The sequence below is a fragment of the Mycobacterium sp. UM_Kg1 genome, from assembly GCF_000972925.1.
In the GTDB taxonomy this organism is placed as follows: Bacteria; Actinomycetota; Actinomycetes; order Mycobacteriales; family Mycobacteriaceae; genus Mycobacterium; species Mycobacterium hiberniae.
Map to the genome: position 1 here is coordinate 1 of NZ_JRMK01000001.1, position 22,035 is coordinate 22,035.

Annotated in this window: 25 protein-coding genes; 16 read left to right on the top strand and 9 right to left on the bottom strand. The window is 70.5% G+C overall.

Translation table 11 applies throughout. From position 1 onward, the window contains the following. On the bottom strand, nt 1–765 hold a 765-nt coding region (bagA, locus tag LI92_RS00005; RefSeq protein WP_192829944.1), incomplete at its 3' end, for an ATPase BagA. Between the two features lie 47 nt (nt 766–812). Here bagA and sp36 point away from each other — a divergent pair. From sp36 to LI92_RS00020, 3 genes are read left to right on the top strand one after another with little or no spacing between them, the layout of a single operon-like run. Continuing rightward, complete coding sequence (gene sp36 / locus LI92_RS00010) at nt 813–974, top strand: Sp36 family protein (protein ID WP_105295166.1); 162 nt, start codon at nt 813–815, stop codon at nt 972–974. Then, complete coding sequence (locus tag LI92_RS00015; protein ID WP_046314758.1) at nt 971–1,435, top strand: RidA family protein; 465 nt, start codon at nt 971–973, stop codon at nt 1,433–1,435. The genes sp36 and LI92_RS00015 overlap by 4 nt, the downstream gene beginning before the upstream one ends. A gap of 6 nt (nt 1,436–1,441) precedes the next feature. After that, complete coding sequence (locus LI92_RS00020; protein WP_046314761.1) at nt 1,442–2,218, top strand: MBL fold metallo-hydrolase; 777 nt, start codon at nt 1,442–1,444, stop codon at nt 2,216–2,218. Between the two features lie 83 nt (nt 2,219–2,301). Here the strand turns inward: LI92_RS00020 and crp are convergent, their stop codons facing one another. Further along, the gene (gene crp / locus LI92_RS00025) at nt 2,302–2,976 is read right to left on the bottom strand and encodes a cAMP-activated global transcriptional regulator CRP (RefSeq protein WP_013830875.1); all 675 of its coding nucleotides are present in this window, start codon (nt 2,974–2,976) and stop codon (nt 2,302–2,304) included. A 102-nt stretch (nt 2,977–3,078) separates the two neighbouring features. Then, nucleotides 3,079–3,219 (bottom strand): hypothetical protein, encoded by a 141-nt coding sequence (locus LI92_RS23620; protein WP_192829945.1) that lies wholly within the window; start codon nt 3,217–3,219, stop codon nt 3,079–3,081. A 132-nt stretch (nt 3,220–3,351) separates the two neighbouring features. On the opposite strand from LI92_RS23620, the gene nth reads away from it, so the two are divergent. The 4 genes from nth to marP are packed head-to-tail and all read left to right on the top strand — an operon-like array spanning nt 3,352 to nt 6,660. Continuing rightward, entirely contained in the window at nt 3,352–4,032 is a 681-nt protein-coding gene (gene nth, locus LI92_RS00030) for an endonuclease III (protein WP_192829946.1), read from the top strand. Between the two features lie 15 nt (nt 4,033–4,047). Beyond that, nucleotides 4,048–4,668 carry a TlpA family protein disulfide reductase gene (locus tag LI92_RS00035; RefSeq protein WP_046314765.1) on the top strand — a complete coding sequence of 207 codons (621 nt, stop codon included), beginning with the start codon at nt 4,048–4,050 and terminating at the stop codon, nt 4,666–4,668. Between the two features lie 37 nt (nt 4,669–4,705). After that, nucleotides 4,706–5,470 carry an NUDIX hydrolase gene (locus tag LI92_RS00040; RefSeq protein ID WP_046314767.1) on the top strand — a complete coding sequence of 255 codons (765 nt, stop codon included), beginning with the start codon at nt 4,706–4,708 and terminating at the stop codon, nt 5,468–5,470. Beyond that, a complete protein-coding gene (gene marP, locus LI92_RS00045; RefSeq protein ID WP_046314769.1) occupies nt 5,467–6,660 on the top strand; it encodes an acid resistance serine protease MarP in 1,194 nt (397 codons plus the stop codon). The genes LI92_RS00040 and marP overlap by 4 nt, the downstream gene beginning before the upstream one ends. Nucleotides 6,661–6,679: 19 nt before the next feature. On the opposite strand, the gene LI92_RS00050 is transcribed toward marP, so the two are convergent. Continuing rightward, entirely contained in the window at nt 6,680–7,639 is a 960-nt protein-coding gene (locus LI92_RS00050; RefSeq protein WP_046314771.1) for an alpha/beta fold hydrolase, read from the bottom strand. Next, on the bottom strand, nt 7,639–8,199 hold the full coding sequence (locus LI92_RS00055) for a phage holin family protein (protein WP_046314773.1): 561 nt from the start codon (nt 8,197–8,199) through the stop codon (nt 7,639–7,641). The genes LI92_RS00050 and LI92_RS00055 overlap by 1 nt, the downstream gene beginning before the upstream one ends. 212 nt (nt 8,200–8,411) lie before the next feature. Between LI92_RS00055 and LI92_RS00060 the strand changes: the two genes are divergently transcribed. Next, on the top strand, nt 8,412–9,128 hold the full coding sequence (locus LI92_RS00060) for a chymotrypsin family serine protease (RefSeq protein ID WP_082109454.1): 717 nt from the start codon (nt 8,412–8,414) through the stop codon (nt 9,126–9,128). 9 nt (nt 9,129–9,137) lie between these two features. On the opposite strand, the gene acs is transcribed toward LI92_RS00060, so the two are convergent. After that, complete coding sequence (acs, locus tag LI92_RS00065) at nt 9,138–11,102, bottom strand: acetate--CoA ligase (protein WP_046314775.1); 1,965 nt, start codon at nt 11,100–11,102, stop codon at nt 9,138–9,140. A gap of 40 nt (nt 11,103–11,142) precedes the next feature. On the opposite strand from acs, the gene LI92_RS00070 reads away from it, so the two are divergent. Beyond that, entirely contained in the window at nt 11,143–11,889 is a 747-nt protein-coding gene (locus tag LI92_RS00070) for a hypothetical protein (RefSeq protein WP_046314777.1), read from the top strand. A 428-nt stretch (nt 11,890–12,317) separates the two neighbouring features. On the opposite strand, the gene LI92_RS00075 is transcribed toward LI92_RS00070, so the two are convergent. Further along, nucleotides 12,318–13,184 carry an HAD-IB family hydrolase gene (locus LI92_RS00075; protein WP_046314779.1) on the bottom strand — a complete coding sequence of 289 codons (867 nt, stop codon included), beginning with the start codon at nt 13,182–13,184 and terminating at the stop codon, nt 12,318–12,320. A 418-nt stretch (nt 13,185–13,602) separates the two neighbouring features. On the opposite strand from LI92_RS00075, the gene ssd reads away from it, so the two are divergent. From ssd to LI92_RS22855, 7 genes are all read left to right on the top strand, one after another. Further along, complete coding sequence (gene ssd / locus LI92_RS00080) at nt 13,603–14,697, top strand: septum site-determining protein Ssd (RefSeq protein WP_286134740.1); 1,095 nt, start codon at nt 13,603–13,605, stop codon at nt 14,695–14,697. Then, a complete protein-coding gene (locus LI92_RS00085) occupies nt 14,682–15,857 on the top strand; it encodes a TadA family conjugal transfer-associated ATPase (RefSeq protein ID WP_046314781.1) in 1,176 nt (391 codons plus the stop codon). Before ssd ends, LI92_RS00085 begins: the two co-directional genes overlap by 16 nt. Beyond that, nucleotides 15,854–16,660 carry a type II secretion system F family protein gene (locus LI92_RS00090; RefSeq protein WP_046314784.1) on the top strand — a complete coding sequence of 269 codons (807 nt, stop codon included), beginning with the start codon at nt 15,854–15,856 and terminating at the stop codon, nt 16,658–16,660. Before LI92_RS00085 ends, LI92_RS00090 begins: the two co-directional genes overlap by 4 nt. Beyond that, entirely contained in the window at nt 16,657–17,244 is a 588-nt protein-coding gene (locus LI92_RS00095; protein WP_046314786.1) for a type II secretion system F family protein, read from the top strand. The genes LI92_RS00090 and LI92_RS00095 overlap by 4 nt, the downstream gene beginning before the upstream one ends. A 100-nt stretch (nt 17,245–17,344) precedes the next feature. Further along, nucleotides 17,345–17,512: a DUF4244 domain-containing protein gene (locus LI92_RS00100; protein ID WP_046314884.1), complete on the top strand. Its 168-nt coding sequence runs from the start codon at nt 17,345–17,347 to the stop codon at nt 17,510–17,512. A 6-nt stretch (nt 17,513–17,518) separates the two neighbouring features. Continuing rightward, on the top strand, nt 17,519–17,866 hold the full coding sequence (locus tag LI92_RS22850; RefSeq protein WP_046314788.1) for a TadE family type IV pilus minor pilin: 348 nt from the start codon (nt 17,519–17,521) through the stop codon (nt 17,864–17,866). A 16-nt stretch (nt 17,867–17,882) separates the two neighbouring features. Continuing rightward, entirely contained in the window at nt 17,883–18,194 is a 312-nt protein-coding gene (locus tag LI92_RS22855) for an Rv3654c family TadE-like protein (RefSeq protein ID WP_192829947.1), read from the top strand. 36 nt (nt 18,195–18,230) lie between these two features. Here LI92_RS22855 and LI92_RS00115 read toward each other — a convergent pair whose 3' ends face one another. Beyond that, on the bottom strand, nt 18,231–19,289 hold the full coding sequence (locus LI92_RS00115; protein WP_046314790.1) for a PAS domain-containing protein: 1,059 nt from the start codon (nt 19,287–19,289) through the stop codon (nt 18,231–18,233). 289 nt (nt 19,290–19,578) lie between these two features. Then, nucleotides 19,579–21,939, bottom strand: a complete 2,361-nt coding sequence (locus LI92_RS00120; RefSeq protein WP_046314792.1) for a DEAD/DEAH box helicase — start codon at nt 21,937–21,939, stop codon at nt 19,579–19,581. Nucleotides 21,940–22,035 lie beyond the last annotated feature (96 nt).

The following is a 22,035-nucleotide window of genomic DNA, read 5'->3' on the forward strand; positions in this document are numbered from 1 at the left end:
TGCCTTGGCCAGGTCGGCGGGTTGCAGGTGCGCGGGGATATCGCGGTTGACGATCACGCTGCCGATCGGCAGGTCCAGTTGCCGTAGCTCCTCAATGGCCTCGAGGGTCTCCTGCATCGGCAGGGCTTCCAGCAGCGTCACCAGATGAATCGCGGTCTCGTCGGAGTGCAGCAGCTTCACCACGCCCTCGGCCTGCGAGTGCACGGGGCCGCCCTTGGCCAGTTGCGACACCGCCTTGGTGACGTCGAGGAACCGCGAGATCCGGCCGGTCGGCGGCGCGTCCACCACGATGGCGTCATAGACCGGCTTGTTGTTCTTGTCGACCTGGATCACGTGGTACTTGATCTTGCCGGTGAGGATCACGTCACGCAGCCCGGGCGCGATGGTGGTCGCGAACTCGACGGCACCGACGCGCCGCATCGCCCGCCCGGCCAAACCCAGGTTGTAGAACAGGTCGAGGTATTCCAGGAACGCGGCCTCGATGTCCATCGCCAGGGCATCGACGTGCCCGCCGCCCTCGGCGGTCGCGATTTTGACCGGCTCAATGGGTAGCGGTGGCACGTCGAAGAGCTGCGCAATGCCTTGGCGCTCTTCCACTTCCACCAGCAAGACCCGGCGCCCGCCAGCCGCCAGCGACAACGCCAGCGCGGCTGCCACCGTGGACTTGCCGGTACCGCCCTTACCGGTCACGAAATGCAGCCGGGCCTTCGTCAATCGCGAAGGCCAGCCGAGAAGCGGCTCGCTGCGGGATGTCGCTGTCACCACTGCATGCTAACCAAGTGCTCGGGTGCCCTAGCGATAAGCTCGCTGCCATGAGTCAACGCACGGTCTGGGAGTACGCCACGGTCCCCTTGATCACGCATGCCACCAAGCAGATCCTCGACCAGTGGGGAGAAGACGGCTGGGAGTTGGTCTCGGTGCTGCCGGGGCCTTCCGGTGAGCAGCTCATCGCCTTCCTGAAGCGCCCGCGATGAGCTGGCGAGCCCGGCTGGACGAACTCGGAATCGTCTTGCCCCAGGTGGTCGCGCCGCTGGCGGACTACGTTCCGGCGGTGCGAACCGGCGACCTGGTCTACACCTCCGGCCAGCTGCCGATGCAGGACGGCGCCTTGCGCACCGGCAAGGTGGGCGCCGCAGTCAGCCCGCAGGACGGGCGGGCGCTGGCCCGGATCTGTGCTCTGAACGCACTGGCCGCCGTGGATGCCCTGGTCGGGCTCGACGCGGTGGCTCGCGTGGTCAAGGTGGTGGGATTCGTCGCGTCGGCGCCGGGTTTCAACGGGCAGCCCGCCGTGGTCAACGGGGCTTCTGAATTGTTGGGTGAGGTGTTCGGCGACGCCGGCCAACACGCCCGCTCCGCGGTCGGGGTCTCCGAACTGCCGCTGGATGCGCCGGTGGAGGTCGAGCTGATCGTCGAGCTGAAGGCCGCGGCGGAGTAGCCGACGGTGTCGGCCAGTCATCCTGCCTACGGCCGGCTGCGGCCCGTCACCGAGACCGCGTCGGTGCTGCTGGCCGACAATCCCGGGCTGATGACCCTGGACGGCACCAATACCTGGGTACTACGGGGGCCGGGAAGTGACGAGCTGGTGCTCGTCGACCCGGGGCCCGACGACGACGAGCACATCGGCCGCCTTGCCGAGCTCGGCCGGATCGCCCTGGTCCTGATCAGCCACCGCCACTTCGACCACACCGATGGGATCGACAAGCTGGTCGAGGCCGTCGGCGCCCCGGTGTACTCGGCGGGCAGCGGATTTCAGCGGAGGCTGGGCGGCGGGCTGACCGACGGTCAGGTGATCGACGCGGCCGGGCTGCGCATCACCGTTTTCGCCACGCCCGGACACACCGCGGACTCGCTGTCGTTCGTACTCGACGACGCCGTGCTGACCGCCGACACCGTACTGGGCCGGGGCACCACCGTCATCGACTCCGAAGACGGCGACCTGACGCGCTACCTGGACTCGCTGCGGCGGCTGCGCGGCCTGGGCGGGCGTACGGTGCTGCCGGGTCACGGTCCGGAGCTGCCGAACATCGAAGCGGTTGCCGAAGGCTACCTGCGGCACCGCGAACAGCGGCTCGACCAGGTGCGCGCCGTGTTGGCCGCGCTGGGCGACGACGCCACCGCCCGCCAAGTCGTCGAACATGTCTACACCGACGTCGACGAGGAGCTCTGGAGCGCCGCCGAATGGTCGGTGCAAGCCCAGCTGGACTACCTGCGGGGCTGACGCTCGCGTCGAAACCGACGTTTTGCAGCAAAAATGCGAGTGGCCATCTGCAAAACGTCGGTCTCGACGCGAGTGAGTGAGGCTTAGCGCGCGCGCCGCGCCAGACGCTCGGAGTCCGAGATCAGCACGCTCTTGCCCTCGAGCCGAATCCAGCCGCGGTGAGCGAAGTCAGCCAGCGCCTTGTTCACCGTCTCGCGGGAGGCTCCGACCAGCTGAGCGATCTCTTCCTGGGTCAGGTCGTGGGTGACCCGCAGGGCCCCGCCTTCCTGGGTGCCGAACCGCTGCGCGAGCTGCAGCAGCTGCTTGGCCACCCGGCCGGGCACGTCGGTGAAGATCAGGTCCGCCAGGTTGTTGTTGGTGCGCCGCAACCGGCGGGCCAGCACCCGCAGCAGCTGCTCGGCGATCTCGGGGCGATCAGAGATCCACGACCGCAAGGCGTCGCGGTCCATCGACACGGCGCGCACCTCGGTGATGGTGGTCGCGCTGGAGGTCCGGGGACCGGGGTCGAAGATCGACAACTCACCGAACATGTCCGAGGGGCCCATGATGGTCAGGAGGTTCTCCCGGCCATCGGGGGAGCGCCGACCGATTTTCACTTTTCCGGAGACAATGATGTACAGCCGGTCGCCGGGTTCTCCCTCGGCGAACACGGTGTGTCCGCGCGGAAAGTCCACGGGCTGAAGCTGCTTGGTCAGCGCGGCTACGGCGCTGGGCTCAACTCCCTGGAAGATTCCGGCCCTGGCCAGGATCTCGTCCACGATGCCCCTTAGATGTTTTGATGAAGGTTTAACCCATAATCGTCGGCCGCTGACCGGCCAGCCACCTGAGTCTAGAGCCAGGCGTCAAGAGACGTTACAACGCTACACACGATCGGCATGGGAATTCGGGGGAAACTGCGGATTGGCATCGTCCGGCTGGCTTAACCCGGTTTCGATGCGTTCCAGTCCGACTGCCGACAGCATCAGCAGCGTCGGGATGGCGGTGATCAGCAACCAGGACACAAGTCGCCAGTAAACCTGGGCAAGGTCTCGTTGGGGTCACAAATTAGTACCCTGTCGGAGGTGACAGTGGACAAAACGCCCCGTGCGGCACGGACGGAGACCCGGACGGGACTCGTCCGGCGCGCTCGCCGCATGAATCGGACTCTGGCTCAGGCGTTTCCGGACGCTCACTGCGAGCTGGACTTCACCACACCCCTGGAACTTGCCGTCGCCACGGTGCTCTCGGCCCAGTGCACCGACGTCCGGGTGAACCTGACGACGCCGGCGGTGTTCGCCCGTTACCCCACGGCGCTGGACTACGCCCAGGCCGACCGCACCGAGCTCGAAGAGCTGATCAGACCCACCGGCTTCTACCGCAACAAGGCCGCGGCGCTGATCAAGCTGGGCCAGGCGCTGGTGGAACGCTACGACGGGGAACTGCCCCGCACCATGGCAGAACTGGTGCAGCTGCCCGGCGTCGGCCGCAAGACCGCCAACGTGATCCTGGGCAACGCGTTCGGCGTCCCGGGCATAACCGTCGACACGCACTTCGGTCGCCTGGTGCGGCGCTGGGCCTGGACCAGCGAAGAAGACCCGGTCAAGGTCGAGCACGCGGTCGGTGAGCTGATCGAGCGCAAGGAATGGACCCTGCTCAGCCATCGGGTGATCTTTCACGGCCGGCGGGTCTGCCACGCCCGCAAACCGGCCTGCGGGGTGTGCGTAGTGGCCAAGGACTGCCCGTCCTTCGGGATCGGGCCCACCTCCCCGATGGAGGCGGCCGCGCTGGTCAAGGGCCCCGAGACCGAGCACCTGCTGGCGCTGGCCGGGCTGTAGCGAGTCGCCGCACCGATGACCAGATCGACCCGATGGACCGTCGCGATAGTCGCCGTGCTGGTTGCGCTGCTGGCCGGGTTGGTCGCCGAGCTACGCCGCGAGCCGGCTGCGGTGGCGCCCGGCGGCGGGGCGGTGGCCGGTGCCGGGCAGGATGTCGATGCTCTGCGCCGGCGTGCCGACCTGCCGCCCTGCCAGGCGGGTCCCGGCGGCCCCGGCCCGAGTGCCCTGCGCGGTGTCGTCCTCGAGTGCGCCGCCGACGGGGCGCCGGTAGACGTTGCTGCGATGGTGGCCGACCGGCCGGTGGTGCTCAACCTCTGGGCGTACTGGTGCCGGCCGTGCCGCGACGAGTTGCGGGCCTTCGCCGAATACCAGCGCCGAGCCGGCGCGGGCGTGACGGTGGTGACGGTGCATCAAGACGACAACGAAGCCGCGGGCCTGGCGCTGCTGGCCGAACTGGGCGTACGGCTGCCCACCCTCCAAGACGGCCGGCGCCGACTTGCTGCGGCGTTGCAGGTCCCCAACGTGATGCCCGCGACCGTGGTTCTCGCCGCGGACGGTAGCGTTGCCCGCATCCTGCCGCAGCCCTTCGCCACCGCCGAGGAGATCGCCGCCGCCGTCGGGAACAGCGGCCGCTGATGTGGGACGGTCAGGTTCCGGCACAGAGGGAGGCGCGGTGAGCGCTGGCGAATCCCGGGCGTGGGCCCCGTCGCGTGCCCCGTCTTGGCTGCGGCCGCTGGTCGACAATGTGGACAAGGTGCCCACGGCGTATCTGCGGCGGGTGCCGGCCGACGTTCGGGCCATGATCGCCGCGGCCGACGCCAAGGCACGCGTCACCGGCGCGCGGCGAGACGCCGCGGTCCTGGTGCTGTTCTCCGGGCCGCCTGGCGGCCCGCCGGAGGCGATATCGGAATCGGCTGACCTGCTGGTCACGGTGCGGGCCTCGGCGCTGCGCCATCACGCGGGGCAGGCCGCCTTCCCGGGCGGAGCGGTCGATCCCGGCGACGACGGGCCGGTTGCCACCGCGCTGCGGGAGGCCAACGAGGAGACCGGGATCGACCCGGCCCGGATCCATCCGCTGGTGGCATTGGAGAAGATTTTCATCGCGCCGTCGGGATTCCAGGTGGTGCCGGTGCTGGCGTACTCCGAGGATCCCGGGCCGGTAACCGTGGTGGACCCGGGCGAGACCGCAATCGTGGCGCGCGTTCCAGTCCGGGCATTCATCAACCCCGAGAACCGGTTGATGGTTTACCGTGATGCGCGCAGCCGGCGTTGGGCCATGCCGGCGTTCCGGCTCAACCAGATGCTGGTCTGGGGATTCACCGCCCAGGTGATCTCGGCGATGCTGGACGTGGCCGGCTGGGCGCAGCCCTGGGACACCACTGAGGTGCTGGGGCTCGACGAGGCCATGGCGCAGGTTGGAGGAGAAGGCGGAATATGACGTCGTCGCAGTGGCTGGACATCGCCGTGCTGGCGATCGCCTTCGTTGCCGCAGTGTCGGGCTGGCGTTCGGGTGCGCTGGGCTCCCTGCTGTCCTTCGTCGGCGTCGCGCTGGGTGCTATGGCCGGGGTGCTGCTGGCGCCGCACCTGATCGAGAGCGTTTCCGGCCCCCGCCTGAAGCTGTTCGCCGCGCTGTTCCTGATCCTGGCCATGGTCGTCGTCGGTGAGGTCGCGGGGGTGGTCCTGGGCCGAGCGGTGCGGGGAGCGATCCGCAGTCCCGGCGTCCGGACCACGGATTCGGTCGTCGGGGTGGTCTTGCAGCTGGGGGTGGTGCTGATCGCGGCCTGGCTGCTGGCCACCCCGCTGACGGCGTCGGATCAGCCGGCCCTGGCCGCCGCCGTCAACGACTCACGGGTGCTGCGTCAGGTCGACGACATCGCGCCGCAATGGCTCAAGAACGTCCCGCGGCGGCTGTCGGCCGTGCTCGACGATTCCGGGCTGCCCGCCGTACTGGAGCCCTTCAGCCGTACGCCGATCGCGGCGGTGGATGCGCCGGACCCGGCGCTGGCCGCCAGCCCGGTGGTGGAATCCACTGCGCCGAGCGTGCTGAGAATCCGGGGCGTCGCGCCGGACTGCCAGAAGGTTCTGGAGGGCACCGGATTCGTGATCGCGCCCACCCGGGTGATGACGAACGCGCACGTGGTAGCCGGGTCGGACAGTGTCACCGTGGAGAGCGGATCCAAATCGTATGAGGCCACGGTGATCTCCTTCGACCCCAGGGAAGACATCTCCATCCTGGCCGTGCCCGATCTGCCGTTGCCGCCGTTGACGTTCGCCTCCTCGCCTGCCGATGCCGACACCGACGCGCTGGTGCTGGGCTACCCCGGCGGCGGCGTCTTCGAGGCCACCCCGGCCCGAATTCGCGACGTCATCAACCTCGAGGGCCCCGACATCTACCGCAGCACGACGGTCCCCCGCCGGGTTTACACCATCAGAGGCACTGTGCTGCAAGGAAACTCCGGCGGCCCCATGATCGACATGGACGGCCGGGTGCTCGGCGTGGTGTTCGGCGCGGCAGTCGACGACCCGGACACCGGGTTCGTCATGACCGCTGAGGAGGTGGCGGGCCAGCTGGCCCGCATCGGTAACACTTCGCCGGTCTCCACTCAGACCTGTGTCGGGGGCGAGTAACCCAGGGCCGCAGCCCGTTTCACCCGGCTTCGCCCCGCAGGAACCGCGTCAGGTGCTCGTTGACCACTGCGGGCGACTCTTCGTGGGCGAAGTGTCCGGCGTCGGGCACCGACACGTACCGGCCGTGCGGGGCATATCGCCGGGTCTTCTCGACCGGATCGGTCAACACGTACGGGTCGTGCTCGCCGCGTAGATGCAGCAGCGGTATCCCCAAGGTGCGCAGGTCCAGCGCCTTCATGAACCGCCGGCCCTCGGCGCGCAGTTGGCTGCGCACCGCCCAGCGCTGGTACTCCAGCGCGCAGTGGGCCGCCGACGGGATGCGCACCGCAGTGCGCAGATGCCCGATCGTCTCGGTGAAATCGGCGCTTGCCTGCCATCTCGCCCCGGCCCGGCTGCGCACCAGCCGCTCGATCTCGGCTCCGTCACGCCGGGTCAGGGTGTGCTCCGGCCAGAACGGAACCTGGTAGCGCAGCAGCCACGGCAACAGTGCCCGGCCCTGACCGGCGTGGGTCAGCGCCGAGTTGCGCAGCGCCGCCGGGTGCGGCGAGCTGACCACCGCGATGTCGCGCACCAAGCGGGGGTGCAGCAGCGCGGTCGCCCAGCACACCAGGCCGCCGTCGGCGTGGCCCACCAGGGTCGCCGAGGAGTGTCCCAGGGCCCGGATCAGCCCGGCCGTGTCGCCGGCCAGCGTCCAGCCGTCGTAGCCGCGGGGCGGCTTGTCGCTGCCGCCGTAGCCGCGCAGGTCGACCGCGACGACGCGAAAGCCGCGCAGCCCGCGCAGTTGATGACGCCAGGTCCACCAGAAAGCCCCGAACCCGTGCAGCAGAATCACCAGCGGCCGTGCCGTCGGCGGGCCGTCGGCGGCGATGTCGCCGTCCGGAACCGCCTCGACGACATGGAAGCGAATGCCGTTGGCGTGGATGTCCCAGTGCCGCCACGGCCCGTCGATGCGGGTGGTCGACGGATCCGGTGGTGGCACTACCAGCCCGACGGATCGGTGGTCGGCTTGCCGTCGGTGACGGCCGTCGCCGACGCGCCGTGCAGGCGGTCCGGGTCGGGGCGCAGCGCCTCGCGTGCCTCGCGCACCGTCTCGATGGTCTTGCGCGGTCCGCGGATGCGGCGAACCCGCAGGTAGCCGATCAGGGCAAGGGCCACCGTGAACACCAGCATCAGCCCGAACACGATCAGGTAGGCAGCCCAGGACTGCAGCCACAGGTTGAGCAGCTCGGCGACGAAGAAGAAGAAAAAGAAGGTGGAGTAGAACAGCACGACCAGGGCCGCGATGAAGAACACGCTGCCGGTCAGGCCCTTCTTGACGTCGCGGGTGATCTCGGCGCGGGCGAGTTCGACCTCCGCGCGCACCAGCGTCGAAATCTGCGCGGTGGCGTCCTTGACCAGATCGCCCAGCGACGGGTCGGCCGGCAGCGCGTGCGGGTCGGCAAGCGGGATGGTCGCCAAGCCGGTGGGTACGCCGTTGCGGTCCGTCCTGGCGGATCTGTTCGAGGCGCGTGATGCATTCCTGCGATCGGCCTTGCTCACTGGCTGTCCTCCCGTTCGCCGTCGTCGCGGCTTAATGTTGCCATGCGCTGGCCGGCCCCACGAGTGACCCCGGTAAAGCCGCGGCCGATGTAGACAGCTCGGCGGAGGTGGGTGGGGACGGGTCGCGGCGCGCCCAGACCCGCGGTGAGCCGCCGGCGCGGCTAGGCTGTTTATTTACCACTGAGGGGGAGTTAACCGACGGGAGAACCGCAGTGCAGATCGCACACCGCTGGTCGCTGCGCGCCGTGATGGCGCTGCTGGCAGGAGTGACTGGTGTCGCCCTGGCCACGGTCGCCGTACCGGCGGTCCGAGTGGCCGCCGACGACAAGGTGGTGCTCGGCGGGGGCGCGGGCCTGGTGGTCGACGAGGACACGCTGTGCACGCTGACCTCGATCGGTCACGACCGGACCGGCGCCCTGATCGGTTTCACCTCCGCGCACTGCGGCGGCCCGGGCGCCCGGGTGGCGGCTGAGGGCGCCGAGCGCAGCGGCACGATCGGTCACATGGTGGCCGGTAACGACGCCCTGGACTACGCGGTGATCGAGTTCGACCCGGACAAGGTGACCCCGGTGCCCAACTTCGGTGGCTTTGTGATCGGCGGCATCGGACCGGACCCGCTGTTCGGCCAGATCGCGTGCAAGCAGGGCCGCACCACGGGCAACTCCTGTGGTGTCACCTGGGGGCCCGGCCAGGATCCCGGCACCATCGTGATGCAGGTCTGCGGGCGCCCCGGCGACTCCGGCGGGCCGGTCGTGGTGAACAACATGCTGGTCGGCATGATCCACGGGGCGTTCAGCGACGCGTTGCCCACCTGCGTGATCAAGTACATCCCGTTGCACACGCCTGCGGTCGTGGTGTCGATCAACGCCGTACTGGGCGACATCACCGAAAATGGCCGCCCGGGCGCCGGATTCGTGCCGATCGGCTAGGCGCCCGGCCTAGTCGGCCGCCCGGATTGCGTCGAACACGCTGGGGTCCACCAGGGTTGAGGTGTCGCCGAGTTCGCGGCCATCGGCGATATCGCGCAGCAGGCGCCGCATGATCTTGCCGCTGCGGGTCTTGGGCAACTCCGGGACGATGTGGACGTTGCGCGGTTTGGCGATCGGCGAGATCTCCACAGTGACGCGCTCGCGCAGCTCGTCGACGATCACCCCGCCGACGTGGCTGTGGGAGGCCGCCAGTACCACGAACGCGCAGATCCGCTGGCCGGTCTGCTCGTCGATGGCGCCGACCACGGCGGCCTCGGCCACCGCCTCGTGACTGACAAGTGCCGACTCCACCTCGGCGGTGGAGATGCGGTGCCCGGACACATTCATCACGTCGTCGATGCGGCCCAGCACCCAGATGTCGCCGTCGGCGTCGTAGCGGGCGCCGTCGCCGGCGAAGTACCAGCCCTGCTCGGCGAAGCGCGACCAGTAGGTGTCGATGAAGCGCTGCCGGTCGCCCCAGATGCCCCGGGTCATCGCCGGCCAGGGCTGGTCGATCACCAGGTATCCCGACACCGGCTCGCCGGATGCCTGATCCGGCGCCAACTGGTCACCGTGATCGTCGACGATGCGCGCGGAGATCCCCGGCAGCGGCGTCATCGCCGCACCCGGTTTGGCCGCGGAAACCCCGGGCAGCGGGGAGATCATCGCCGCACCGGTCTCGGTCTGCCACCAGGTGTCGACCACCGGAACCGCGTCCTTGCCGATCACCCGCCGGTACCAGCGCCACGCCTCCGGGTTGATCGGCTCACCCACCGAGCCCAGCAACCGCAGACTGGACAGGTTGTGGGTGTCGGGGACCTCGCGGCCCCACTTCATGAAGGTGCGGATCAATGTCGGCGCGGTGTAATAGATTGTGACGCCGTATTTTTCGATGATCTGGAAGTGTCGGTGGTGGTCTGGGAAGTCCGGGGTGCCTTCGTAGATCACCTCGGTGGCGCCGTTGGCCAGCGGTCCGTACACGGCGTAGGTGTGTCCGGTGACCCAGCCGACGTCGGCGGTGCACCAGAAGACGTCGGACGCGGCCTTGAGGTCGAACACGTAGTGGTGGGTGTAGGCGGCCTGGGTCAGGTAACCGCCGCTGGTGTGCACGATGCCCTTCGGTTTGCCCGTGGTCCCCGACGTGTACAGCAGAAACAGCGGCTGCTCGGCGTCGAAGGCCTCGGGCGTGTGCTGCGCGGCGGCCGGCTCCACCACCTCGTGCCACCACAGGTCGCGGTCGGGGTTCCAGGACACCTCGCCGCCGGTGCGCCGCACCACCAGCACGCGTTCGACGCTGGGAGCCTCAGCCACCGCCTCGTCGACGGCGGGCTTGAGCGGTGCCGGCTGGCCACGGCGGAACTGGCCGTCGGAGGTGATCACCACCTTGGCCTGGGCGTCATCGATGCGCGACCGCAGCGCGTGCGCGGAGAACCCGGCGAACACCACGGTGTGCAGGACGCCCAACCGGGCGCACGCCAGCATCGCGACCACCGCTTCGGGGATCATCGGCAGATAGATCGCCACCCGGTCACCGGCGACCAGGCCCAGGCCGGTCAGCGCGTTGGCCGCCCGACAGACGTCGGCCAGCAGGTCGGCATAGGTGATGGTGCGGGCGTCCCCGTCGGGCTCGCCCTCCCAATGGATCGCCACCCGCTCGCCGTGGCCGGCTTCCACGTGGCGATCCACGCAGTTGTAGGCGACGTTGAGCCTGCCGTCGCCGAACCAGCGGGCGAACGGGGCATCGGAGTAGTCAAGCACCTCGGTGAACGGTTCTGCCCAGCTCAACCGGTGGGCCTGCGCGGCCCAGAAGCCGAGCCGGTCGTCGTCGGCGGCGCGATACAACTCAGGACCCGCGTTGGCCTGGGCGGCGAACTCGGCCGAGGGCGGGTACGACGACGCGGATGGGGCGGGGGCGGTGTCTGAGTTACTGCTCACCGTCAGGAGCCTAATCACCTCGACGGTAGTGTCACAGCATGTGACCACCCCGCGGGATCCCCTGGCGCCGTTGCTCGACCTTCCGGGCGTTGCCGCGGCAGCCGAGCAGGTCCGCGACGAGCTGGCCCGGGTGCATCGGCACAAGACCAACATGCGCGGCTGGCCGGTCAGCGCCGCTGAGGCATCGCTGCGGGCGGCGCGGGCGTCGTCGGTTCTCGACGGTGGGCCCGCGGCCGTGGACGCCGACGCGACTTCCGACCCCGTGTTCGCCGGCGCGCTGCGGGTGGCCCAAGCGTTAGAAGGCGGGGAGACCGCACTGGTCGAGGTGTGGCGACGTGCTCCGCTGCAGGCGTTGGCCCGGCTGCACGTGTTAGCCGCCGCGGACTTGGTCGACGAGGAGCGGCTAGGTCGGCCGGAGGGCGGTGCGGCCGTGGGGCGCCGGCTGGAGATGCTGGCCGACCTTGCTACCGGGGGCACCTCGGTGGCCGCCCCGGTTTTCGCCGCGGTGGTGCACGGCGAACTGCTGACGCTGGCGCCGTTCGGCAGCGCGGACGGGGTGGTGGCCCGGGGCGCGGCCCGCCTGGTCACGATCGCCAGCGGCCTGGACCGCCATGGACTGGGCGTTCCGGAAGTGGCCTGGATGCGCAAGGCCCGCGACTACCGGCGCGCGGCGGAGGGTTTCGCGACCGGTTCGCGCGAGGGTGTCACCGGGTGGCTGCTGCTGTGTTGCGGCGCGATGCGCACCGGTGCGCTCGATGCGCTGGAGATTGCTGAGGCGGGGCGGTAAGCGCCGGCTCCAGCTCCTCTGGGGGCGAACAAAGCGGGCGGCGCTCCGAAGGATTCGGCTCGCCGCCCGCTAGCACGGTACACGGTTACCAGGCGTCCAACATGGGCTGCGTGGGTGGCCTCGGCGCTCCTACGGCGTTCTTCGGCTGTAGCCCCACCCAAAGGGCTGACATCACCGATCACGTACCGGAATTACGCAGGCCCGCAACACTTCTGCCATCTTCGCGGCTATGGCTACGCGTGGGTACCGCTTTCCGCACTCCGGAAGTACGGTTCGGGAGATCGATCCTTCTCTTCCGAGTCGACCCTGGCCTTGCCGGCTTCCGTGGTTCCTTTGTACTACGTGGCGCACGCCACAGCAAGGGGTAATAGAAGCGGCCGGCTCCTGTGTCATCTGATCGTGACCAGGGTTGTTTGCTGGACGCTCGGTCAGGGTGCCAGCCGACGCAACAGGGAATAGGTCAGCGCGCCGGCGGCCAGCGCGCTGATACCGACCGCGGCGGTGGTGGCCAGTGCCGCGCCTGACGGTGCGGGGATGCGGTCCCGCAGCGACACCGGCCGAGAGAAGGTCAGCACCGGCCAGCCGTTGGCGAGCGCCTCTTTGCGCAGGGCACGGTCGGGGTTCACCGCCGAGGGGTGGCCGACCACCTGCAGCATCGGCAGGTCGGTGATCGAGTCCGAGTAGGCGTAGCAGTGCTCGAGCGGATAGCCCTCGCGCGCGGCCAGTTCGCGGATGGCCTGAACCTTGCCTTCGCCGTAGCAGTAGAACGCGATCTCGCCGGTGTACTTGCCGTCGGCCACGACCATCCGCGTGGCCATGGCATGGGTGGCGCCGAGCGCCCGGGCGATGGGCGCCACGATCTCCTCGCCGGAGGCCGAGACCACCACGACGTCGCGGCCGCAGAGTTTGTGGTCGGCGATCAGCTCCGCCGCCTCCGCGAAGATCAGCGGGGTGACGATGTCGTGCATAGTCTCGTTGACGATCGCCTTGACCTGTTCGACGTCCCAGCCGGTGCACATATTGGTCAGGTGGGCGCGCATCCGCTCCATCTGATCGTGGTCGGCGCCGGAAAGCAGCATCAGGAATTGCGCATAGCTCGACTTGAGAACCGTCCGACGGTTGATCAGTCCCTGAGCCATGAAGGGTTTGCTGAAGGCCAGGGCGCTGGACTTCGCGATCACCGTCTGGTCGAGGTCCAGGAAGGCCGCTGTGCGGGTTGGTCCGGCCGCCGAGGGGTCCGGGGAGGCCGGCGCCGGCGTGGCTGGTGACTGCGGCTGGGGGGTGGAGGCGGTCACCGGCTCAGCATAGGTCCGCAGGCTCGGCCGGACCGGCGCTACGGCAGAAACAGCACCTCACACGTAGTCCGACATAATGAAAATGCTTTCAAAGTGATACTTGCGCCCGACCGCCCTGTCATGTGTATAGTGGACATCACTCGGCTTATGTCGAGGGTGTATCGGCCCGACCCCCCGGGGTTGATACGCGACGACCTCCGCCTCCTCCCCCCCTGGCGGGGGTCGTCTTTTTTGTCCGGCAATGTGTTCGCCGGGACCCCCTCATCGCCGACTGGAACGTGTTACAGATCCGGCTTGTCGTGCCATTTGTCCGGTTTTTCCGGCAACGCTGAACCGAAGTTGTTCACAGGCGAATAATTCATCCACATGCGCCTGGGGTGGGGTGGCGCCGCGGGGACCCCGGCGTGACGGTGAAGCGGTGAGTTCATCCGCCGGCCTGCTGTCCCTGGTCGCCCAGGCCACCCTGCGAGACGAGGTGGACCGGGTGGCCGCGGCGGTCGGTACGCACGTCCGCCATCTCGGCGCGACCCTGCCGAGTCGCAGCACCTGGTCGGCTGCCGCGGCGGTCGTACTCGACGAGGACGCTGCCGGCCGCTGCGGCCGGGCCCGGCTGCCGCGCCGGTCCGGCGTCATCGTGCTCACGGCCGCCCAGCCGAGCGCGGCGTCCTGGCGAACCGGCGTCGCCGTCGGCGCGCAATGGGTCCTGGCGTTGCCCGCCGAGGGCAACGAGTTGGTGGCTGCGCTGGCCGAGGCCGGTGAGTCGGCCGGTGACGGGCACGGCCGCGGTGCCGTCGTCGCGGTGATCGGAGCATGCGGGGGAGCAGGAGCGTCGCTGCTGGCCACGGCGTTGGCGCAGCGCGCCGGCGACGCGCTGTTGATCGATTTGGACGCCTGGGGTGCCGGCCTCGACCTGCTGGCGGGTACCGAGAACGCCGCCGGCCTGCGCTGGAGCGACTTGGCTCAGCACAGCGGACGACTGACCTGGTCGGCGCTGCGGGCGGCGCTACCCCGCAGGCACGGAGTCAGTGTGCTGTCCGGCCTGCGGCGCGGCCACCGCGCCGCGCAAGGGCCGGACGCCCAAGCCGGTGTCCTCGACGCCGTCATCGACGCGGGCCGTCGCGGCGGAGTCACCGTCATCTGCGATCTGCCCCGGGCGCTGGCCGAACCCACCGAGACCGCCCTGAACCTCGCCGACCTCGTCGCCGTGGTCAGCCCGTGCGACGTGCGGGCGTGCGCGGCCGGCGCGGCGATCGCACCCCGGCTGCGGGCACTGAACCCCAACGTCGGCGTGGTGGTACGCGGCCCGGCGCCCGGCGGCCTCCGGGCCGACGACGTGGCCCAGATCTTCGGACTGCCTCTGTTGGCCGCGATGCGGGCCGAGCCACGCCTTGCCGAGCGGCTCGAGCACGCCGGTCTGCGGTTGCAGCGCCGTTCCGCGCTGGCGGTGGCCGCCGGCCGGGTTCTGCAAGCGCTGCCGCAGCGCAAGGACGTGGTGGCGTGCCGGACTCGCTGATAGACCGGGTCCGCGAACGGCTGGCAGCCGAGGCCGGAGAACCCTCGGCGTTGCGTCCCCAGGCCGTTGCCGCTGCCCTGCGGGCCGAGTCCGGCGGCGTGCTCGGCGACACCGAGATGCTGGCCAGCCTGCGGATCTTGCAGACCGAGCTGACCGGAGCCGGGATGCTCGAACCGCTGCTGTGTGCAGCGGGAACCACCGACGTGCTGGTCACCGCACCCGATGCCGTGTGGGTCGACGACGGCGCGGGCTTGCGGCGCACCGAGATCCGTTTCCCCGACGAAGCGGCGGTGCGCCGGCTGGCTCAACGCCTGGCGGTAGCTGCCGGGCGCCGGCTCGACGACGCCCAGCCGTGGGTCGACGGGCAGCTGCGCGGCATCGGAACCGGCGAGTTCGCCGTGCGCCTGCACGCGATCCTGCCGCCCCTCGCCGCCGGTGGCACGTGCCTTTCCCTGCGGGTACTGCGGCCGGCCACCCAGAACCTCGCCGCGTTGATCGCCGCGGGGGCCATCGCGCCGGCCGCGGCGGCCCTGCTCGCCGACATCATCGACGGCCGCTTGGCGTTCCTGATCTCCGGCGGCACCGGTGCCGGGAAGACCACGATGCTGGCCGCCCTGCTCGGGGCGGTAGACAAGCGCGAGCGGCTGGTCTGCGTCGAGGACGCACCCGAACTGCTGCCCCGGCATCCGCATCTGGTCAGGCTGGTGGCGCGCGCGCCGAACGTCGAAGGCATCGGCGAGGTGGGGCTGCGCGAACTGGTCCGGCAGGCGCTGCGGATGCGGCCGGACCGGTTGGTGGTCGGCGAGGTTCGCGGCGCTGAAGTGGTCGATCTGCTCGCCGCCTTGAACACCGGCCACGAAGGCGGTGCGGGAACAGTGCACGCCAACCGTCCCAGCGACGTGCCCGCCCGGCTGGAAGCGCTCGCCGCCCTGGGCGGCCTGGACCGGTCGGGCCTGCACAGCCAGTTGGCGGCAGCCGTCCAGGTGGTGGTGCACGTCGCGCGCGGCGGCGACGGCCAGCGGCGCCTCACCGACATCGCAATGCTGCGCCGCAGTTCAGCGGGCCTGGTGCAGGCCGAACCGGTGTGGCAGGCCGACTGCGGGCTGACCGGCCACGCCGCCGAATTTCGGGCCCTGCTGCGCGATCGGCGCGCCGAATGACCGGCCCGGCGACCGCCGCATTTGCGCTGGCCGCGGCGGCGCTGCTCGGTGCCTCGCCGCGCCGCCGACTCGCGGCGACCGGCCGCCCGGGCAGCCGGTTCGCCGCGACGGTCGGCCGCTGGAGTGTGCTCGGGGTGGCCACCGGTGCCGGGGTGGCGGCCACGCTGGTCCTGCCGCCCTGCGCGTGGCTGGCCGGAGCCGTGTTCGGAATCACCGCCGCCGTGCGCCGGCGCCGCCGCCTGCGGCGCCGCCGGGTCAGCGCGGAATCACGCGCCCTGGAAACAGCGCTCGATGCCCTGGTCGGTGAGCTGCGCGTGGGGGCGCATCCGGTGCGGGCCTTTGCCGTCGGCGCTGCGGAAGCCGGCCACCGTGTGGTGGCCGCCGGTCTGGGCGGCGTCGCGGCCCGGGCCCGGTTGGGCGCCGACGTCGCGACCGGCCTGCGCGATGCCGCCGCAGCCTCGGCGCTGCCCGCACAGTGGGAACGGCTCGCCGCGTATTGGCAACTCGGCGAACAGCACGGCCTGGCGATCGCGGCCCTGATGCAAGCCGCGCAACGCGACATCACCGCCCGGCACAGGTTCTCGGCGCGGGCCGAAGCCGGTATGGCCGGGGCCCGCGCCTCGGCGGCACTCTTGGCCGGCCTGCCGGTGCTCGGAGTGGCGCTGGGCCAGCTGATCGGGGCCCGACCGATCGGATTTCTGCTCGGCGCCGGCGGCGGCGGCATGCTCACGCTGATCGGGATGAGCCTGGTGTGCGCCGGGTTGTTGTGGTCTGACCGGATCACCGCAGGCGCCGGCACATGACCACGGCAGCGCTCCTGCTGGCAGCGGCAGTGCTCGCCGCCGCCGGCCCGCAGATGGCCCGGTCGCGTGTCGCGCCCCGACCGGGCAGCGGCCGGCCGGCCCCGAGGGGCCCGGGGATCGACGCGCTGGCCCTCGCCGCGGACATGGATGTGTTCGCCCTGTGCCTGACCGCGGGCATGTCGGTGTCCGGCGCGGCGGCAGCCACCGCTGCGCACGCGCCGCCGCCGTTGGCGCAGGCGTTGCGCCGCGGCGCGGATCTGCTGGCGTTGGGCGCCGAGCCGCGCATTGCCTGGTCGGCGCCAGGCGGTCCGGCCGGCGCGGCAATCGACCCGGTCACCGCGGCGGTGCTGCGCCTTGCCCGCCGGTCGGGGTCCTCGGGTACCGCCCTGGCCGCCGGGCTCGGCCAACTCGCCGAGCAGTGCCGAGCCGAGGCCTCCGACAGGGCCACCGCCGCCGCGGAGCGAGCCGCGGTGCTGATTGCCGGGCCACTGGGGCTGTGCTTCCTGCCCGCGTTCGTGTGCCTGGGCATCGTGCCGGTGGTGGCCGGCCTGGCCGGCGACGTACTGCAATCGGGCCTGCTGTGATCGCCACCGCGACAGACCTGAAGAGGAAACCGATGAAGGAGGATCTGTGGGAACACCGATAGTGCAGGCACGCAACAGGTTCCGCATCATCGCGCTGAGGATGGCGCTAGTGGCGTCCGACGAATCCGGGATGTCCACGGTGGAGTACGCGATCGGGACGATCGCCGCCGCGGCGTTCGGCGCGATCCTTTACGCCGTGGTGACCGGCGATTCGATCGTGTCGGCATTGAGCCGTGTCATCGGGCGTGCGCTGAACACCAAGGTCTGAAGGGCCGTGATCGGCCGTGCGCGCCTTGGGCGGGACACCGGCGCCAGCACTGTCGAGGCGGCGTTCGCGCTGGCGGCCCTGGTTTCGGCGCTGGTGCTGTGCCTGGCCGGGATCAGCGCGGTGTCGGCCCAGGTGCGGTGCATCGACGCGGCGCGGGAAGCCGCCCGGCTGGCGGCCCGCGGAGACGCCCCGGCGGCCGCAGCGGTGGCGCGGCAGATCGCTCCGGCCGGCGCGACGATCCGGCTGCGCACCGAGGGCGACGTGGTGTTCGCGGTGGTCACCGTGCGGCCGGTTCTGTTGCCGGGCTTGGCGATCAACGCCGAGGCGATCTCGGTGGCCGAGCCGGTGGGGTGAGGCCGGCGGGGCTACCGTGGCCGCCGCCGGCATGGTCGCGGTACTGCTCAGCCTCACCGGCGGCGGCGTCCTGCTCGGCTCGGCGGTGATCGCCCGGCATCGGGCGCAGGCAATCGCCGACCTGGCCGCGCTGACCGGTGCGGCATCGGCTCCCGGCGGTCCGGTGACCGCCTGTGCGCAGGCCGGCGCGCTGGCCCGTCGGATGCACGCCGCCGAGATCAGCTGCACCACGGACGGACTCGATGTGGTGGTCGTCATCGCGATACCGGTTCCCGGGTGGCGCCTGGGGGCCGCCCGGGCAGCGGCCCGCGCGGGGCCGCCCGGCTGAGGGGCAGCGGCGGTCGCCGGTGCGCGGGCGCGACCGCTAGGGCGCGTCGAGCGCGTAACGCGTCCCGGAGCTTTCCGCATCGGCGTGCCCCGCCTCGGCGAGCTCGGCGGCGGTGGGCAGGCGCAGTGCGAGCAGCCCGGCAACCGTGTCCTCATCGAGTTCCACCCGGTTGACGGTGACGTGCACCGGCGCCCAGCCTCCGTCCGCCTGGCGCAGTCGCAGTACTCCACTCACCGGTGCCTGCGACCGGGACAGCGTGCTTTCCATGCGGGCGATCTGCGCGTGGTCATCGGGATGAACCCGCGGCACGCCGGCGGGGCTGCGCCAGTCGTAGAACGGGCACGGGTCGTCCAGCCACTTCAGCAACCGCCGGTTGGACAGATCGACCATGGCCCGGTGCACGCCCGGCTGGGCCAGGGCGCGCAGAATCTGTTGAGCCAGGAAGTCCGGGCGCTGTACCGAGCCGTCGAACTGGGCCCGCCAGTTCATTCCGCGTGTCACCAGATGCTCACGCCCGCCGACGGTTTCGCGTGCGGTGCGAACCACGAACCCCACCCGGATCAAGTCGCCGCGATAATCGGTGACATCCCAACTGCTACAGATGCTCTGGCCGGGTTCAGCGCGGATCGCCAACGCCAGTACCTTGTTCTCGTTGGGGCTGAACTCGCGGGTGGGCAGTTCCTCGACGAAGGCCCGATCCTGGGTGGCTTCCACGTCCGGGTCCTTGCCGCTGTTGGCCAGGGACTCGCGGGTGTCGGTGGCCACCCCCAGAGTCAGGTCCCATTTCAAGGGGCCGGGAATGGGCCGTTCAGACGGTTCGGCGTCCGCCGGCCCGGCCCACACGTGGATGCCGTGTACCCGGCCGTCGGACATCACCACGGGTTCGGTGCGGATGACCCGATCGCGTCGCGGTGTGATGCTGGCCAGACTCTGCCCGCTGCGCGCCGATTCCGCGATCGCGGTCTGGATTGCCGTCAGGTGAGGGCTGCGCCGAAGGAACTGGGTGAGCGGGACCAGGTTCTTGAGCTGACGACCCTGCGCAACGACTGCTGGTTCACTACCGAGCGTCTCCACCAGCAGCCAATCGCGCGTCATGATCGAAAATAGTACGACTATCGTGGCTTTACCTGCGCTGTTAGCGGACTATTTTCCCACGTCTGCGTAAATGCCGCACCGTCCGCCGGTCATCCGAGTTGCACAGCTTCCGGTGTAGGCGGTAACTTACGAGCGCATCCGGTATCTGCCGGACTGGGAGCGGATCGCTTTTCTCGACCGTTCGTCTTACTGTCCCGCTTGTTCATGCGTGGTGACGCCTGCGCGGCGCCGCTGTCGGGCTCAGGGCTCGGGGGAGTCGGCCGTTCGGGGGGTCGGCCGACTCCCGGAGTCACCCGGTGGGACCGTCAAGCGCGCCCAGTACCAGGCGCAGCACACGTACCGCGCCGTCCTTGTCCAAGGGATCGTTTCCGTTGCCGCACTTGGGTGATTGCACGCACGAGGGACAACCATGCGGGCATTCGCAGGATTCAATGGCCTCCGCGGTGGCGGTCAGCCAGGTCGCCGCAGCGCGGAATCCCCGCTCGGCGAAACCCGCCCCGCCCGGATGGCCGTCGTAGACGAAGACGCTGGGCAGGCTGCCCAGCGAGTCGGGCCCCAGGGCGGTGGACAATCCGCCGATGTCGCCGCGGTCGCAGCTGGCCACCAGGGGCAGCAGGCCGATGGCCGCATGTTCGGCGGCGTGCAACGCCCCGGGGATGGCGTTCTCGGCGACTCCGCAGTCGGCCAGCGCCTCGGGGGTGATGGTGTAGACCACCGCCGTGGTCGGCAGCGTCGCCGGGGGCACGTCCAGGTCGATGAAGTCCAGGACCTCTCCGGTCGGTAGCCGCCGGAGATATCCGACGATCTGCCTGGTCACCGTCACCGGCAGCAGGCCGAGGCTGACCGGCCCGAACCAGGCGCGTTCACCCTCGCCGGTCACGGCGATGTCGGTGATCTCGCGAGCGAAGGTGGTGTAACCCGGGTCCTCGGCGTGCACGAATGCGATCTGCCGCTCGGTGTCGAGTGAATCGACCAGATAACTCTCGCCCTGATGCAAATACACCGCGCCGGTGTGCACCGTGGCGGGCGCCTGCCCGGCGTCGACGCCACCCAGCAGCCGGCCGGTGTCGGCCTCCACGATCGCGACCTGACCACCGGCCGACCCGCGGATCTCCACCGCGGCATGCGGCTCGAGGCCGGGGGTGGGGAAGTAGCGGTCGGATCGCCGCCGCAACAGCCCGTCGGCCACCAGGGCGTCGGCCACCTGCTCTGCCCCCAGCCGGGCCACTTCGCCGGCCGTCAGCGGCAGCTCGGCGGCAGCGCACAGCAGCTGCGGCCCCAGCACATACGGGTTGGCCGGATCGATCACCACCTGCTCGATGGGCCGGCCCAGCAGCGCCTCGGGATGGTGCACCAGATAGGTGTCCAGGGGATCGTCGCGGGCGACCAGCACGATCAGTGCCGTCTGGCCCCGCCGGCCCGATCGGCCGGCCTGCTGCCAGAACGACGTCACGGTGCCCGGAAATCCGGCGATCACCACCGCGTCCAACCCGGCGATGTCCACGCCGAGCTCCAAGGCGTTGGTGGTGGCCAGGCCGTACAGCTGACCGTCGGCCAAGGCGCGCTCCAGGGCGCGGCGATCCTCGGCCAGATACCCCGCGCGGTACGAGGCGACCTTGCCGGCCAGGGCCGGGGCAGTCGACTCCAAGCGGGTGCGCGCCGCGAGTGCGGTCAGTTCCGCGCCCCGCCGCGACCGCACGAAGGTCAGGGTGCGGGCCCCCTCGGCGATCAGGTCGGCCATCACGCGGGCCGCCTCGCTACCGGCGGCGCGGCGCACCGGCGCGCCGTTCTCACCGGTCAGGTCGGTGCGCAGGGCCGGCTCCCACAGCGCCACCGTCCGGGCCCCGTGCGGTGAACCGTCCTCGGTGACCTCGGCGACGGGTTGCCCGATCAGCGCGGACGCGCTGGCGCCCGGAGACGCCGTGGTGGCACTGGCGAAGATCACCGTCGGGCCCGCGGGCAGCGTGGCCCCCGGCGGGGCGTACCGCTCACATAGGCGCAGCAGCCGTCGCAGCACCATCGCCACGTGCGATCCGAAGATCCCCCGGTAGTAGTGGCATTCGTCGACGATCACGAACCGCAGCCCGCGCAGGAACGCTGCCCAGCGAGTGTGGTTGCGCAGCAGCGACAGATGAATCATGTCCGGATTGGAGAACACCCAGCGGGACCGCTCGCGGGCGAACCGGCGGGTCTCGGCGGCGCTGTCGCCGTCGTAGGCCACCGGTGCCACGGCGCCGCCCGCAGCGCACAGGCGCGGAATCGCCGCGGTCAGCGCGTTCGCCGTGCGCAGCTGATCGTGGCCCAGCGCCTTGGTCGGCGACAGGTAGAGCGCCCGGGCGCGGGGATCGGCCGCCAAGGCCTGCAGTACCGGCAGCTGATAGGCCAGGGACTTACCCGACGCGGTGCCGGTGCTGATCACCACGTGACGTCCGGCGTGTGCCAGATCGGCGGCCGCCGACTGGTGCGACCACAGGGCCTCGATCCCGCGCTCGGTGAAGGCGGCGACCACGTCGGGATCGGCCCAGTCCGGCCAGCCGCACGCACGGCCTGACGATGCCGGCAGATTGGCGACGTGACGCAGCGGTTCTTCTCCCGCCTCGACCCCGGCGAGCGCGGCGGCCAGCAATTCGCCGCCGAAATTCGCCGTCATATGTCACTGCCTCCATTGCCCGCTGCCATTGCCCGCCGCCGTATTGTTCACCCTTCGGCCGAGATTTCGGCACCGCAGTCTGTCCTCAGGGCGATG